The following is a 14577-nucleotide window of genomic DNA, read 5'->3' on the forward strand; positions in this document are numbered from 1 at the left end:
TCGTCAGGTAAGGGCTGGCCGAGTCCCAGCCGCATGCACGGGCCGGGTCTTGGCGGTCAGGGGCAGGTCGTAGGTGATGCGGGCGCCATAGGCGCCGGGGGCTTGCGGGTCCTGGCGGACCTTGTCGAACACCAGCACCCGGGTGGCCAGGCTGAAGCCCTCGTGCAGGTCATGGGTGACCATGAACACCGTGAGCGGGCGCTCGTGCCAGAGCTCCAGCAGCAGGGCGTGCATGTCCTTGCGGATGCCGGGATCGAGGGCGCCGAAAGGCTCGTCCAGGAGCAGGATGCGCGGCCGGACGATCAGCGCCTGGGCGATGGCGAGGCGCTGCTGCATGCCGCCGGACAGCTGCCCCGGGTACTTGCCCAGCGCCTGGCTCAGGCCGACGCGTTCGAGCAGGGCGGCGGCCTGTTCCCGGGCCTGGCGCTTGGCCGTGCCCAGCAGCCGGCCGAGCAGCGGGGACCTGGGCAATTCCAGGCCCAGGGCGACGTTGTCCAGCACGCTCAGGTGGGGAAACACCGAATAGCGCTGAAAGACCACGCCCCGCTCGGGATCCGGTTCCGCCGAGAGCGGCTGACCATCGATGCTGATCTCGCCACGGCTGGGCCGCTCCTGGCCGAGCAGCAGACGCAGGAAGGTGGACTTGCCGCAGCCGGAGGCACCGACCAGGGCGCAGAATTCGCCTTCGCGCACCTGCAGATTGAGACCTTCGAGCACCACCTGCTCGCCATAGCGTTGCCAGAGATTGCGGACCTCGATCATCAGCGACCCTCCCCGTACCAGGGAAAGGCGCGCCGCGTCAGCAGGCGCAGGCCCGCGTCCAGCAGCCAGGCCAGCAGGGTGATCCAGGCGACATAGGGCAGGATCACGTCCATGGCCAGATAGCGCCGCACCAGGAAGATGCGATAGCCCAGGCCATCGGTGGCGGCGATGGCCTCGGCGGCGATGAGAAACAGCCAGGCGGCGCCCAGCTGCAGCCGCAGGGCGATGAGCAGGCGCGGCAGCAGCTGCGGCAGCACCAGGCGCAGGATCACCGTCCAGCTGTTGGCGCCCAGGGTCTGGGCCTTGATCAGCAGTTCGCGTGGCAGCTCCCGGGCGCGCTGGTCCAGCTCGCGGATCAGCACCGGGGTGACGCCCACCACGATCAGCATCACCTTGGCCAGTTCGCCCAGGCCGAAGACGATGAAGAGGATCGGCAGGATCGCCAGCGGCGGGATCATCGAGAGCACCGTCACCAGCGGCGACAGCGGCGCGCCGACCAGGGGCAGACTGCCCGCGGCGATGCCCACCACCAGGGCGATCAGCGCGGCGATCCCCAGGCCCAGGCCCAGGCGTTGCAGGCTGGCCAGGGTGTCCTGCCAGAACGGATAACCCCCGGTACGCACGTCGGCGGTAAAGGCCAGGCGCTGCACCGCATCGGCCATCTGCGCCACGCTGGGCAACAGCTTGTCGTTGGGGTTTTCCGCCAGCCGGGTGGCCGAGCCCACCAGATAGAGCAGAGCGAGCAGGGCGAAGGGCAGCAGGACCAGCAGGAGCCGGCCGCCCCGATCGGGATGCCGATTGATGAAGCGCATGGGCGTCGTCCTCGCGGCGGGGCTCAGAGCTTGCCGTCGGCGGCCAGCTGTACGAAGGTCGGATCGAAGCGCAGCTTGAGATTGCCCGCGTCCCCGCTGGTCTTGCCGCCCGGATAGGCGATGCCGATGGCCTCGGCGCTGGGTGCGCCCTGGCCCAGCAGGCCGTGTTCGAAGGAGAAGTGGGCGATGCGCTGCATGGTGGTCGGCAGCGCGGGATCCTTGACGAAGGCCAGGGCCTCGGCGGGCGTGGCGAACAGCCGGGTCTTGTCCAGTTGCGCCTGGAAGCCGGCGAGATCGGTACCCGAGGCCTTGGCCATGGCCTCCAGGGCCGCCTTGCCCTTGGCGTCGCCGGACTGCATCAGCGCCAGCATCTCGAACCAGGCACCGGTCAGGGCCTTGCCCAGGGCCGGGTTGTCCTTGAGCGTGGCGGTGTTCACCACCAGCATGTCGAGGATCTCGCCGGGAATCTTGCTGGAGTCGAACACCTCGGTGGTGTCTGGCTGAGCCTTGATCTCGGCCAGCAGCGGATTCCAGGTCACCACGTTGCGCACGTCGGCGGTCTGGAAGGCGGCCACCATGTCGGCGTCGGAGGTGTTGACGGTGGTCAGGTCCCTCTCGCTCAGTCCCACGCTCTGCAGCGCGCGCGCCAGCAAATAGTGGGAGACGGAGAACTGCACCAGGTTGACCTGCTGGCCCTTGAGGTCGGCCAGGGTCTTGCCCTTGCCCTTCATCACCACGCCGTCGTTGCCGTTGGAGTAGTCGCTGACGATCAGCGCCGTGCTGTCCACGCCGCCGGCGGCCGGAATGGTCAGGGCGTCCATGTTGGTCATGGCGCAGCCGTCGAACTGGCCGGTGGTGTATTGATTGATGGATTCGACGTAGTCGTTGAGCTGCACGACCTCGATGTGGATGCCGTATTTCTTGGCCCACTTGTCGATGATGCCCTGGGCCTGGGCTTCGCCCCAGGGCATCCAGCCGGCATAGATCGTCCAGCACACCTTGAAGTCGTCGCGCGGCGCCGCCTGAGCGGTGGCACCGAGGAGCAGGGAACAACCGAGAACGAGCGAGGCGAGCAGGGAATGGCGCATGGGACCTCCAATAGGATGGACGACGGGACAGGAGCACGCGACTGGCGCTGTGTCTCCCGGGCTTTTGTCCCGCCGTGTAACCCCATCAGAGGTCGACGACTCTCGGACCAGACACCCGCACGAGCGAGTCGGAACCCTAGTCATCCATTGCAGATTGTGGTGCATCAAACCGGCTGGCCGGTGCTCCTGCACGCTATGGCCTTTGCCAGATGCGTGCCAGTTGCCGCCAGGCCCCGTGCCATGCTGATTTCTCGCCATGACGTTGAGGCTGTATCCAGCGCGCCGCCCCGTTGCAGTGCGTTCGAGGCGGCACGATGCACTGCTTTGACTCAGCGCCCCAGCGCCGCGATCAGCGCCTGGCGAAAGGCATTCACCGCCGGGGGCAATTCGCGACCCGCCATGCTCTGCAATTCGATCCGCCGCGCGGCCAGGCCTTCGTCCAGCAGGGGCAGGGCCACCAGTTGGCCTTCGCGCAGTCGACTACGCAGGCTCAGTTCGCTTGAGAGTGCCACGCCACCGCCCAAGGCGGCGAAGCGATAGAGCGCCTGCATGTTGTTGCTCACCAGCACGGGTTCGAAGGAGAGGCCCTGGACGCCACAGCAGATGTCGAACAGCTGGCGCACCGTGGTATCGGGCATCGGCAGCGCCAGTGGAAAGGGCTGCAGATCGGCCAGGGTCAGCCCGGTACGGCCGGCAAGGGGATGCTCGGGCGCCACCACCGCCTCAATGGCGCCACTCAAGGTGGCGTCGACGCTGATGTCCGGCTCTGGCCTGAGGCTGAAGGTGAGGCCCAGATCGGCGTCACCTTCCTGGACCCGGCGCGTGACCGCCGCCGGCGCGCAGACCTCCAGGGAAAAGTGGATGCCGGCATAGCCCTGGCGAAAGGCCACGATGACCTCGGGCAGGAAGTCCAGCGAAAAGCCTTCGGTGGTGGCCAGGCGTACCTGGCCGCGGCGCAGGTCGGCGAGGCCCCGCAACTCGGCCGCGACCTGCTCGCTGGCCAGCTGCGCCTTGCGCGCATGCACGGCCAGACGCTCGCCGGCGGCGCTGGGCACGACGCCACGGGCGCGGCGTTCGAGCAGCGGCGTCTGCAGTTCGCGCTCCAGTTTGGCGATCTGGCGACTCACCGCACTGGCCGCGACATTGAGCCGCTGGGAAGCTTCGCTGATGGAGCCGCACCGCACCACCTCGAGGAAATAGCGCAGGGCGGTGGACTGAATGCCGTAGGGCTGCATAGGGCCTCCTTTGCCGAAAAGGCATGGCTCGCATCTAAATATTCTGCTTGTGGCATGGGATGGCAAGACCTAGAGTCGGGTCAAGAGACCAACAACAGGCTTCAGCAAGAACTCCTTTCCCGCGTTTCGCGGACCTGCCTTTGACCAACCACCGCCCCGGAGACAGACGGCATGGGACTCAAAGGTTTCGCTTGTGGCATCGCGTTTTCCCTCTTCCTGGCCCAGGGCCAGGCCTTCGCCGGCAAAGCCAACGACACCCTGGTCTACGCCTCCGACACCGAGCCCGAAAACGTCAGCCCCTATCACAACGATGCCCGTGAAGGCGTCATCCTCGCCCACCTGGCCTGGGATACCCTGATCTACCGCGATCCCCAGACCGGTGAATACCGGCCGATGCTGGCCACCGGCTGGCAGCAGGTCGATCCGCTGACCCTTGACTTCGATCTGCGCCAGGGCGTGACCTTCCACAACGGCGATCCCTTCACCGCCGACGACGTGGTCTTCACCTTCAACTACGTGGCCTCGCCCGAAGGCAAGGTGGTCACCCAGCAGAACGTCAACTGGATCAAGAGCGCCGAGAAGCTGGGCGAATACAAGGTTCGCTTGCACCTCAAGCAGCCGTTTCCCGCCGCGCTGGAATACCTGGCCAATCCCTTGCCCATCTATCCCGGCAAGTACTTCCAGAAGGTCGGTCTGGCGGGCTTCGCGCAAAAGCCGGTGGGTACCGGGCCCTATCGCATCGTCGCGGTCACCAGCGGCCAGGGGGTCACGCTGGAGCGCAATCCGGACTACTTCAAGGACAGCCCCCAGGGTCAGCCACGCATCGGCCATATCCAGTTCCGCGTCATCCCCGACGCCGAGACCCGGCTCGCCGAACTCATGACCGGCGGCATCGACTGGGCCTGGCGCGTGGCGCCGGACCAGGCCGAGCAACTCAAGGCCGCGCCCAACCTCACCGTGGAAAGCGGCGCCAGCATGAGGATCGGCTTCCTCAGCATGGACGCCCAGGGCGCCTCCAGTCCGGATTCACCCTTCGCCAAGGCCGAGGTGCGCCAGGCGGTCAACTACGCCATCAATCGCCAGGCCATCGCCAGTCAGCTCATGGGGGGCGGCAGCCAGCCGCTGCAGGTGGCCTGCTATCCGGAGCAATTCGGTTGCGATGCCAAGGCGGTGCCGGGCTACCCCTACGACCCGGCCAAGGCCAAGGCGCTGCTCAAGGCCGCCGGCTACCCCAACGGCTTCAGCACCGAGATCTTCGCCTACCGGGATCGCGACGTGGTGGAGGCGCTGATCGGGGACCTGCGCGCGGTGGGCATCGACGCCAAGCTGCGCTATCTGAAATATGCCGCGCTGCGTGACCAGCAGCGCGCCGGCAAGGTGCCCATGGCCTTTCTCGCCTGGGGTTCCTTCTCCATCGCCGATGCCTCGGCGGCCACCGGCGTCTATTTCAAGGGCAATGCCGACGACGTGGCCAAGGATCCCCAGGTGATCGACTGGCTCAAGGTGGCCGACACCGCCATGGACCCGGCCGTGCGCAAGGACAACTACCGCAAGGCGCTGCAGCGGATCGCCGCGCAGGCCTACTGGGCGCCGGTGTTCAACTATTCCATCAACTACGCCTTCACCTCGGACCTGGCCTTCCAGCCCTATCCGGACGAGTTGCCGCGATTCGCCCTGGCCCACTGGAACTGATCCGTCCCGGCGCCCCGCACGGGGGCGTCTTCAGAACCTGTTCAAGCTCGCGAGCTAGAGCCAAACAAGGCGAAAAGGCCTGAGGAAGCGGAGTTTACGAATGGTAAATGAGCATTCCGAAGGCCTTTTCAACGCCGTTTGGCCGACGCGCAGCAGCGCTTGAACAGGTTCTCAGCCGAGGAGCCGAACATGTCCGCCTATCTCCTGCGCCGCCTGGGTATCGCCCTGGCCGTGGCCTTTACCGTTTCCCTCATCAGTTTCTTCCTGCTGCACCTGTCCGGCGACCTGGCCACCGCCATCGCCGGACCCGAGGCCACCGCCGAGCAGATCGAGGTGGTGCGTCACCAACACGGCCTCGATAGGCCCCTGGCGACGCAGTACGTCGAGTGGATCGGGCAGTTGCTGCGCCTGGACCTGGGGCAGTCGTTCTTCTTCCAGGAATCGGTGCGGGATCTCATCGCCAGCCGCCTGCCCATCACCCTGACCCTGGGCGCCATCGCGCTGCTGGTGGCGCTGCTCATCGCCATCCCGCTCGGGGTGCTGGCCGCGGTCCGGCGCGACACCTGGATCGACCGCCTGGCGCTGACCCTGGCGACCTTCGGCCAGGCGATGCCCAGCTTCTGGTTCGCCCTGGTGCTGATCGTCGTCTTCGCCGTGACCCTTAAATGGCTGCCGGTGTCCGGCAATACCAGCTGGCAGCACTTCATCCTGCCGGCGATCGCCCTGGGCTACTACGCCACTCCCTCGCTGATGCGCCTGACCCGGGCCGGGATGCTCGATGTACTGGGCGCCGACTACATCCGCACCGCCCGGGCCAAGGGCCTGAGTCCGGCCCGGGTACTGTTCAAGCACGCCCTGCGCAATGCGCTGATCCCGGTGGTGGCCCTGGCCGCGGTGGAGTTCGGCTTCATGCTGGGCGGCTCGGTGGTGATCGAGGCGGTGTTCTCGCTGCAGGGCATCGGCCAGCTGGCCTGGGACGCCATCGCCCGCAACGACTTCCCGGTGGTGCAGGCCATCGTCCTCTTGATCGCGTTGATCTATATCGTGCTGACGCTGGTGGCCGATCTGCTCAACGCCTTGCTCGACCCGCGCATTCGCGTGCGCTAGGAGGCTCCATGACCGTCGCCAATCCCTTCGTGCTCGACGACTATCTGCCCCCGCGCCCGACGCTGGGCCGCCAGCTGCGCCGCTGGTTCGGCCACCGCGGCTTCGCCCTGGGCGCCGTGCTGCTCGTCGTCATCGTCTTCGCCGCCCTGGCCGCGTCCTGGCTGGCGCCCCACGACCCCTATGCCCAGGACGTGATGCAGCGGATGAAACCACCGGTATGGATGGCCAAGGGCACCTGGGCCCATCCGCTGGGCACAGACAAGCTCGGCCGCGACTATCTCTCCCGGCTGCTCTATGGCGCGCGCATCTCGCTGTTCATCGGTCTCGCCGCGGCGCTCATCTCCGGCGCCATCGGCACCTTGCTCGGGGTGCTCGCCGGTTACTACGGCGGCAAGGTCGACGCCCTGGTGAGCTACCTGGTGACCACCCGCCTGGCCTTGCCGGTGGTGATGGTGGCCCTGGCCGCCGCCTCCCTGGTGGGTGGCTCGCTGCAGGTGGTGGTGATCCTGCTCGGCTGTCTGCTGTGGGATCGCTTCGCCGTGGTGGTGCGCGCCGCCGTGCAGCAGATTCGCGACGCCGAATACGTCGCCGCTGCCCAGGCGCTGGGCTGTTCACCCTGGCGGGTCATCGTCGGCGAGATCCTGCCCAATGTGCTGGGGGCGCTGATCGTGGTGATCACCCTGGAGATGGCCCACGCCATCCTGCTCGAGGCGACCCTGTCCTTTCTCGGCGTGGGCGTGCAGCCGCCGTTGCCGTCCTGGGGCCTGATGATCGCCGAAGGCAAGCCCTACATGTTCTTTTCGCCCTGGGTGATCGCCATTCCCGGCATCGCCCTGATGCTGCTGGTGCTGGCCATCAACCTGGTGGGTGACGGTATCCGGGACCTTGCCGCGCCCAGCGGGCGCAACTAAGCGGAGGACTGACCATGGCACTGCTCGACGTAAGAGACCTGCGCATCGATATCCCCCTGGGGGATGACACCCTGCACGCCGTGCGCGGCCTGGACCTGCAGGTGGAGCGGGGCGAAATGCTCTGCCTGGTGGGCGAGTCCGGCTGCGGCAAGTCGCTCACCTCCCTGGCGCTGATGGATCTGCTGCCGCGCCAGGCCCGGCGCCAGGCGGCGCGCCTGACGCTGGGCGAGCACGACCTCCTGACCCTGGGCGAAAAGGGCATGCGCGACCTGCGCGGCAATCGCCTGGCGATGATATTCCAGGAACCCATGACCGCCCTCAATCCGGCCTACAGCATCGGCGACCAGCTCGCCGAGGTGCTGCGGCGCCACCGCAGGCTGGATCGCAAGGCCGCCTGGGCAGGCGCGGAGGCCATGCTGGAAAAGGTCGGCATCAGCAACGCCGGCGAGCGCCTGCGCCAGTATCCGCACCAGCTCAGTGGCGGATTGCGCCAGCGGGTGGTGATCGCCATGGCGCTGCTCTGCGAACCGGACCTCATCATCGCCGACGAACCCACCACGGCGCTGGACGTCACCATCCAGGCGCAGATCCTGCACCTGTTGCGCGATCTGCAGCGGGAATTCGGCACGGCCATCGTGTTCATCACCCATGACCTGGGGCTGGTGGCGCGCATCGCCGACCGGGTAGCGGTCATGTATGCCGGCCAGATCGTCGAGCAGGCACCGGCCGCCGAGCTGTTCGCCGCCCCCGACACCCCTATACCCGGGGGCTGCTGGCGAGCATCCCGGTACCGGGCCGGACCCGTCCCGGGCAGCCGCTGGGCGCCATTCCCGGCCTGGTCCCCAGCCTGGTCGGCGAGCAGCACGGCTGTGCCTTTCGCAACAGATGCCCGCAGGCGGTGGCGGTCTGCGCCGACAGCGTGCCCTTGTTGGAGGAGGACGCGCACCTGGCGCGTTGCCATTTCGCCCTGCCCAGCGAACCCCTGCGCCGGGTCGGAGGTGTGCGATGAGCCGCGAGATCGCCCTGGAACTGTGCGACATCCGCCGCGAATTCACCCTGGGTCGCGGCCTGTTCCGCCCGCCGGCCACCCTCAAGGCGGTGGATGGCATTTCGTTGCGGCTCCATCGCGGCGAGACCCTGGGTCTGGTGGGGGAATCGGGGTGCGGCAAGAGCACCCTGGCCAAGCTGCTGCTGGGGCTGCTGGCACCCACCAGCGGCGACATCCTGGTAGGCGGCGAGCACCTGCGCGGGGTGGATCGCAAGCGAATGGCCCGGCATATCCAGCCGATCTTCCAGGACCCTTATTCGTCGCTCAATCCGCGCAAGACGGTGCGCGAGATCGTGGCATTGCCGCTCAAGGTGCATGGCCTGGGCTCGACGGCCGAGCAGCAACAGCGGGTCGCCGAGATGCTCGACGTGGTGGGTTTGCCACGGCGCGCCGCCGACAGCCATCCCGGCCAGCTCAGTGGTGGTCAGCGCCAGCGGGTGGCCATTGCCCGCGCCCTGGTGATGCGCCCGGACGTGCTGATCTGCGACGAACCCACCTCGGCACTGGACGTCTCGGTGCAGGCGCAGATCCTCAACCTGCTGCTGGAACTCAAGCGTGAATTCGGTCTGACCTATCTGCTCATCAGCCACAACCTGGCGGTGGTGGAGCACCTGGCGGACCGGGTGGCGGTGATGTACCTCGGCAAGATCGTCGAGGAGCGCGAGCGAGCGGCGCTGTTCGCCCAGCCGGCGCATCCCTATACCCGGGCGCTGCTGGATGCGGTGCTCACCCCTGATCCCAGCCTGGGCCTGCCGGCGCTGGGCCTGGGCGGCAGCTTTCCCAATCCCATCTCGCCGCCCAGCGGCTGCGCCTTCCATCCCCGCTGCCCGCGCTGCTTCGGCCCCTGCGCCGAGCGCTATCCGGAACGCGAACCCATCCCCGGCGGCAGCAAGCGCTGCCATCTGCCCGAACCTGCCTGACCCCGGAGTCCGCCATGACCAGCCGTACCCATGCCCTTGAGCTTGCCGCCGCGCACTTCGACAGCGGCGCCTTTCGTACGCGGCTCGCCACCGCGGTGGCCCATCCTACCGAAAGCCAGGCGCCCGAGCGCCAGGCGGAGCTGCAGCGCTACCTGGATGAATTCATCGCCCCCTATGTGGCCAGTCTCGGCTTCACCAGCCGGCAGCTGGACAATCCGGTCGCCGGCAAGGGGCCCTTGCTGATCGCCGAGCGAATCGAGGACTTGGCGTTGCCGACCCTGCTCAGCTATGGCCACGGTGACGTGGTGCGCGGTGATGCCAGCCGCTGGCGCGAAGGCCTCGCGCCCTGGACCCTGGTGGAGCAGGGCGAGCGCTGGTACGGCCGCGGCACCGCCGACAACAAGGGCCAGCACCTGCTCAACCTGGCGGCGCTGGAACAGGTGATCGCCGCCCGCGGCGGACGCCTGGGCTACAACGTCAAGCTGCTGCTGGAGATGGGCGAGGAGATCGGCTCGGTCGGCCTGCGCGCCTTCTGCCAGGAGCAGCGCCAGGCCCTGGCCGCCGATCTGTTCATCGCCTCCGACGGTCCGCGAGTCTCAGCATCCCGGCCGACGCTGTTCCTGGGTGCCCGCGGCACCTTCAATTTCGATCTGCACCTGGAGCTGCGCGAAGGCGGCCATCACTCCGGCAACTGGGGCGGGCTGCTGGCCAATCCCGGGATCATCCTCGCCCATGCCCTGGCCAGCCTGGTGGATGCCCGGGGCCAGATCCAGGTCGCGGGGCTCAAGCCCACCGAGCTGCCCGCACCGGTGCGCAGGGCGCTGGCCGACATTGAGGTGGGCGGCGCGCCGGGCGATCCGGCCATCGATCCCCACTGGGGCGAGCCCGGGCTGACCCCGGCGGAACGTGTCTACGGCTGGAACACCTTCGAACTGCTGGCCTTCACCACCGGCAATCCCGAGGCACCGGTGAATGCCATTCCCGGCAGCGCCCGCGCCCACTGCCAGATCCGCTTCGTCGCCGGCTGCGATTGCACGACCTTCATCCCGCTGATCGAGGCGCACCTGGCCGAACGGGGTTTCGCCGCGGTGCGCGTTTCCCGTGCCAAGGACGAGATCCTCCACGCCTCGCGGCTGGACCCGGAGAATCCCTGGGTGGGTTGGGCGCTGACCTCCCTGACCCGCACCCTGGGCGAAAAGCCCGCCTTGCTGCCCAATTTCGGCGGTGGCTTGCCCAATGACATCTTTGCCGACATCCTCGAACTGCCCACCCTCTGGGTGCCCCATTCCTATCCCGCCTGCTCCCAGCACGCGCCCAACGAGCATCTCCTGGCCCCGGTCGCGCGGCAGGGGCTGCAACTCATGGCCGGGTTGTTCTGGGACCTGGGCGATCGCTGGAGCCGCAGCTGATGCCCCTTGCCAAGACCACTGCCCTGGAGTGGCTCGCCACCCAGCGCGAGCCGATGACCCTTCTCCTGCAACGCCTGGTCGATACCGATTCCAACAGCTACGACAAGGCCGGCGTCGATGCCGTCGGTACGGTGCTCGCCGCGGCCCTGGCCGAAGACGGCATCGAGGTTGCCCGGACGCCGGTCGCCGACTTCGGTGACGTCCTCGCCGCCCAGGTGGGGCCCGCCACCGGCGCTGCGGTGTTGCTGCTGGGCCACCGCGACACCGTCTTTCCGCCGGGCACCGTGGCCAGCCGCGGCTTCACCCGCGATGCCAGCCAGGCCTATGGCCCCGGCGTCGCGGACATGAAGGGTGGACTGGTGGCGAGCTGCTTCGCGCTGCGCGCGCTGAAGCGCGCCGGCGAGTTGCCGTTTCCGGTGCAGGTGCTCTACACCGGCGACGAAGAGATCGGTTCCGGCACGGCTCGCCCGCACCTGGAAGCGGCGGCCCGCGGCGCCCGGGCCGTGCTCAACTGCGAGCCCGGGCGGGTCAGTGGCAACGTGGTCAAGGCGCGCAAGGGCGGCGCCACCCTGGCTATCAGCGTGAGCGGTCGTGCCGCCCATGCCGGCGTCAGCCACGCCGAGGGCGCCAGTGCCATCCAGGCCCTGGCGCTCAAGGTGGCCAAGCTGCACGCCCTGACCGACTACGAGCGCGGCATCACCACCAACGTCGGCCTCATCGAGGGCGGCACCTCCAGCAATACCGTGGCGCCCAGCGCCACCGCGCGCCTGGATGTGCGCTTCGTCGCCTTGGCCGACTGGCCCGCGCTGCAGGCGCGCATCGAGGCCATCATCGCCGAGGTGGAGGTGCCGGGGACAGCCGCCCGTGTCGAACCCACCTGCCTGTTCCTGCCGATGGAGGCGCACCTGAGCCACGAGCTGCTGGCGCTCTACCAGCGCGAGGCCGAGGACCTCGGCTTCGGCGTCGAGGGCGAATTCACCGGCGGTTGCGCCGACTCCGGGTTCACCGCCAGCCTGGGCGTGCCCACCCTCTGTGGCCTGGGCCCCGTGGGCGGCAAGGTACACACCGACGCCGAATTCCTGGTGCTCGATACCCTGGTTCCACGCACCCAGGCGCTGGTGGCGACCATCCTGGCCCTGGCCGTAAAGGCCTGACCCTCACGCCGGTTTCCGAAACAGGTGCGACTCCTGGTCGGGGAGGGCCACAATTGGCGGCTTTAGATCCTCGAGCTATCGATTCATAGCTGCCCTTGGTTCGGGGCAGCAATCGGCCAGGATCTGATATTGCTGGCGAAGACCTGCCTGTCGATGACAAGGGCGGTAGGGCAGCCATTCGTCAGCGAGACAAAAGGCCCTTCCTTGACAGCGAAGTTGTCTGGGCAAATACTCGCTGCAAGATTCATATAGATGACTAGATAACAAGGTGAATAAAGTCGATGAATTCTTTATCCAGTGATGCCCGACTGCCGCTGTACCAACGCCTGCGTGACCAATTGGCTGAGCAGATCGCCAATAATCGCTGGCGTCCGGGGGAGGCGATCCCTACCGAAGCGGCGCTTTCTGCGGAATATCAGCTGTCCACCGGCACGGTGCGCAAGGCGATTGATGCCTTGGTCAGTGAGGGCATTCTGGAGCGTCAGCAAGGGCGCGGGACGTTCATTCGACGGCCGCAGTTTCAATCCTCCTTGTTCCGTTTCTTCCGATTCCAGACTGTTTCCGGAGAGCGCCAGGTCCCGGAGAGTCGCATCCTCTCGATCGAGCCCGTTGCCGCACCTTCGGCCGTAGCGCAAGCGCTAGGGTTGCCTGCCGATGCGTTGGTCATTCGTATTGTCCGCGTGCGTCTGCTTGAGGTTAAGCCGGTGCTCGCCGAAGAAATCTGGCTGCCCCGCCAGCAGTTCCAGGCGCTGCTGGAGATCGATCTCAGTCGCGAAGGGCCGCTGCTGTATCCGATCTACGAAGAGGTGTGCGGACAGGTTGTTGCATCGGCCGAAGAAACGCTGACCGCCGAATCGGTGAATGACGTGCATGCCCGCCTGCTCCAGGTACCGGTCAACAGTCCGGTGATCGTGATCGAGCGGTTGGCCCGTGATTACGCGGGTAGCCCGCTGGAGTGGCGTCGCTCGCGCGGCCACGCGGAGCATTTCCGCTACAGCGTGGATATTCGCTGACGCCTGTCTGCGTAGCGAAGCGTTCTGCGGCGGCCAGATCGCCGGCCGATTGCTGTTTGGTTGCCAACGTCGATCCTGTCGCGGCGGGTTGGCCGTCGGCTGTCTTGCGTAACACCTATAAGGATAAGACTCATGTTCAGCTGGTATCGCCACATCACTCCTCGTGAGCGCAAGACATTTTGGGCCTGCTTCGGCGGATGGTCGCTCGACGCCTTGGAAGTACAGATGTTCGGTCTGGCGATTCCGGCGCTGATCGCCGCTTTCGCGCTGACCAAGGGCGATGCCGGATTGATCAGCGGCGTTACCCTAGTCACCTCGGCACTCGGTGGCTGGGTGGGTGGGACGTTGTCTGACCGCTACGGCCGCGTGCGCACCTTGCAGTTGATGATTCTGTGGTTCTCGTTCTTCACCTTTCTCTCGGCTTTCGTCACGGGCTTCAATCAGCTGTTGGTGGTCAAGGCGCTGCAGGGTTTCGGGCTTGGCGGGGAGTGGGCGGCCGGCGCGGTGCTCATGGCCGAGACGATCAATCCGCGCTATCGCGGCAAGGTCATGGGCACTGTACAAAGTGCCTGGGCGGTGGGTTGGGGCCTGGCGGTCGGGGTGTTCACGCTGATCTATACCTCTGTGCCGCAGGACATGGCCTGGCGTGTGATGTTCCTTGTAGGGTTGCTGCCGTCGTTCCTGATCTTCTGGGTGCGTCGTAACGTCGAGGAGCCGGACAGCTTCCGGCGTCTGCAAGAAGGCAACGCCATTCCGCAGAGTTTCTTCACGTCGCTCGCGGGCATTTTTCGCCCGGAACTGCTTCGCGTGACGCTGTTTGGCGGGCTGCTGGGACTGGGCGCGCACGGTGGCTATCACGCGGTAATGACTTGGTTACCCACTTTCCTCAAGACCGAGCGCAATCTGTCCGTGCTGAACTCGGGCGGCTATCTGGCGGTGATCATCCTCGCCTTCTGGTGTGGTTGTGTGGCCAGCGGTTATTTGATCGATCGCATTGGCCGTCGTAAGAACATCGTGCTGTTTGCCTTGTGCTGCGTGGTCACGGTGCAGTGCTACGTGTTTTTGCCGCTGACCAATACGCAGATGCTGTTCCTGGGGTTCCCGCTAGGGTTCTTCGCCGCCGGTATTCCGGCCAGTCTGGGAGCGTTCTTCAACGAACTTTACCCGGCCGATGTACGCGGCGCCGGTGTTGGCTTTTGCTACAACTTTGGCCGGGTGCTGTCCGCTGTATTTCCATTCCTGGTCGGGCACATGAGTGATGCCATGTCCCTGGGTTCGGCGATCGGTATCGATGCCGGAATCGCCTACGGCGTGGGGGTGCTTGCCGCACTTTGCCTGCCTGAAACCCGGGGCAGGGACCTTGAAGCCAATGCCACCGCCGTTCCGGCCACTATCAACGGCAATCAGCGCGCTCGGGCGTGATGGT

12 protein-coding genes, 1 pseudogene and 1 riboswitch are annotated in these 14577 nt (G+C 66.7%); of the genes and pseudogenes, 9 read left to right on the plus strand and 4 right to left on the minus strand.

Translation table 11 applies throughout. The annotated features are described in order from the left end of the window. Positions 1-3: 3 nt before the first annotated feature. From BGI51_RS18340 to BGI51_RS18355, 4 genes are all read right to left on the minus strand, one after another. Positions 4-762, minus strand: coding sequence for an ABC transporter ATP-binding protein (locus BGI51_RS18340; RefSeq protein ID WP_187979265.1), 759 nt, complete (start codon positions 760-762; stop codon positions 4-6). Continuing rightward, positions 762-1574, minus strand: a complete 813-nt coding sequence (locus BGI51_RS18345; RefSeq protein WP_027599335.1) for an ABC transporter permease — start codon at positions 1572-1574, stop codon at positions 762-764. The genes BGI51_RS18340 and BGI51_RS18345 overlap by 1 nt, the downstream gene beginning before the upstream one ends. A 23-nt stretch (positions 1575-1597) precedes the next feature. Further along, positions 1598-2662: a putative urea ABC transporter substrate-binding protein gene (locus BGI51_RS18350; RefSeq protein WP_187979266.1), complete on the minus strand. Its 1065-nt coding sequence runs from the start codon at positions 2660-2662 to the stop codon at positions 1598-1600. Between the two features lie 51 nt (positions 2663-2713). After that, positions 2714-2813, minus strand: a riboswitch (guanidine-I (ykkC/yxkD leader). 178 nt (positions 2814-2991) lie between these two features. Then, positions 2992-3897 (minus strand): LysR family transcriptional regulator, encoded by a 906-nt coding sequence (locus BGI51_RS18355; RefSeq protein ID WP_187979267.1) that lies wholly within the window; start codon positions 3895-3897, stop codon positions 2992-2994. A gap of 171 nt (positions 3898-4068) precedes the next feature. Here BGI51_RS18355 and BGI51_RS18360 point away from each other — a divergent pair, with 171 nt between their 5' ends. The 9 genes and pseudogenes from BGI51_RS18360 (at position 4069) to BGI51_RS18400 (ending at position 14573) form a co-directional block, all read left to right on the plus strand. Next, on the plus strand, positions 4069-5589 hold the full coding sequence (locus tag BGI51_RS18360; RefSeq protein ID WP_187979268.1) for an ABC transporter substrate-binding protein: 1521 nt from the start codon (positions 4069-4071) through the stop codon (positions 5587-5589). A gap of 189 nt (positions 5590-5778) precedes the next feature. Further along, positions 5779-6696, plus strand: a complete 918-nt coding sequence (locus BGI51_RS18365) for an ABC transporter permease (RefSeq protein ID WP_187979269.1) — start codon at positions 5779-5781, stop codon at positions 6694-6696. Positions 6697-6704: 8 nt separating this feature from the next. Beyond that, positions 6705-7607: an ABC transporter permease gene (locus BGI51_RS18370; RefSeq protein ID WP_187979270.1), complete on the plus strand. Its 903-nt coding sequence runs from the start codon at positions 6705-6707 to the stop codon at positions 7605-7607. 14 nt (positions 7608-7621) lie between these two features. Then, positions 7622-8616: pseudogene (locus tag BGI51_RS18375) on the plus strand (ABC transporter ATP-binding protein). Next, positions 8613-9575, plus strand: coding sequence for an ABC transporter ATP-binding protein (locus BGI51_RS18380; protein ID WP_133861707.1), 963 nt, complete (start codon positions 8613-8615; stop codon positions 9573-9575). Before BGI51_RS18375 ends, BGI51_RS18380 begins: the two are co-directional and overlap by 4 nt. A 14-nt stretch (positions 9576-9589) precedes the next feature. After that, positions 9590-10984: a M20 family metallopeptidase gene (locus tag BGI51_RS18385; RefSeq protein WP_187979271.1), complete on the plus strand. Its 1395-nt coding sequence runs from the start codon at positions 9590-9592 to the stop codon at positions 10982-10984. After that, positions 10984-12138: a M20 family metallopeptidase gene (locus BGI51_RS18390; RefSeq protein WP_187979272.1), complete on the plus strand. Its 1155-nt coding sequence runs from the start codon at positions 10984-10986 to the stop codon at positions 12136-12138. Before BGI51_RS18385 ends, BGI51_RS18390 begins: the two co-directional genes overlap by 1 nt. A gap of 281 nt (positions 12139-12419) precedes the next feature. Next, entirely contained in the window at positions 12420-13151 is a 732-nt protein-coding gene (locus BGI51_RS18395; RefSeq protein ID WP_187979273.1) for a GntR family transcriptional regulator, read from the plus strand. Between the two features lie 132 nt (positions 13152-13283). Continuing rightward, positions 13284-14573 (plus strand): MFS transporter, encoded by a 1290-nt coding sequence (locus tag BGI51_RS18400; RefSeq protein WP_187979274.1) that lies wholly within the window; start codon positions 13284-13286, stop codon positions 14571-14573. The last annotated feature ends 4 nt before the right edge of the window (positions 14574-14577 follow it).

It is taken from the genome of Pseudomonas oryzihabitans (assembly GCF_014522265.1).
GTDB classification, from domain to species: Bacteria; Pseudomonadota; Gammaproteobacteria; order Pseudomonadales; family Pseudomonadaceae; genus Chryseomonas; species Chryseomonas aestiva.

What these genes read in the sequence shown, in the direction of transcription:
- BGI51_RS18370 (WP_187979270.1), top strand. Translation starts at nt 6,705, where the DNA reads ATGACCGTCGCCAATCCCTTCGTGCTCGACGACTATCTGCCCCCGCGC.
- BGI51_RS18380 (WP_133861707.1), top strand. Translation starts at nt 8,613, where the DNA reads ATGAGCCGCGAGATCGCCCTGGAACTGTGCGACATCCGCCGCGAATTC.
- BGI51_RS18350 (WP_187979266.1), bottom strand. Translation starts at nt 2,662, where the DNA reads ATGCGCCATTCCCTGCTCGCCTCGCTCGTTCTCGGTTGTTCCCTGCTC.
- BGI51_RS18400 (WP_187979274.1), top strand. Translation starts at nt 13,284, where the DNA reads ATGTTCAGCTGGTATCGCCACATCACTCCTCGTGAGCGCAAGACATTT.
- BGI51_RS18345 (WP_027599335.1), bottom strand. Translation starts at nt 1,574, where the DNA reads ATGCGCTTCATCAATCGGCATCCCGATCGGGGCGGCCGGCTCCTGCTG.
- BGI51_RS18355 (WP_187979267.1), bottom strand. Translation starts at nt 3,897, where the DNA reads ATGCAGCCCTACGGCATTCAGTCCACCGCCCTGCGCTATTTCCTCGAG.
- BGI51_RS18360 (WP_187979268.1), top strand. Translation starts at nt 4,069, where the DNA reads ATGGGACTCAAAGGTTTCGCTTGTGGCATCGCGTTTTCCCTCTTCCTG.
- BGI51_RS18385 (WP_187979271.1), top strand. Translation starts at nt 9,590, where the DNA reads ATGACCAGCCGTACCCATGCCCTTGAGCTTGCCGCCGCGCACTTCGAC.
- BGI51_RS18395 (WP_187979273.1), top strand. Translation starts at nt 12,420, where the DNA reads ATGAATTCTTTATCCAGTGATGCCCGACTGCCGCTGTACCAACGCCTG.
- BGI51_RS18390 (WP_187979272.1), top strand. Translation starts at nt 10,984, where the DNA reads ATGCCCCTTGCCAAGACCACTGCCCTGGAGTGGCTCGCCACCCAGCGC.
- BGI51_RS18340 (WP_187979265.1), bottom strand. Translation starts at nt 762, where the DNA reads ATGATCGAGGTCCGCAATCTCTGGCAACGCTATGGCGAGCAGGTGGTG.
- BGI51_RS18365 (WP_187979269.1), top strand. Translation starts at nt 5,779, where the DNA reads ATGTCCGCCTATCTCCTGCGCCGCCTGGGTATCGCCCTGGCCGTGGCC.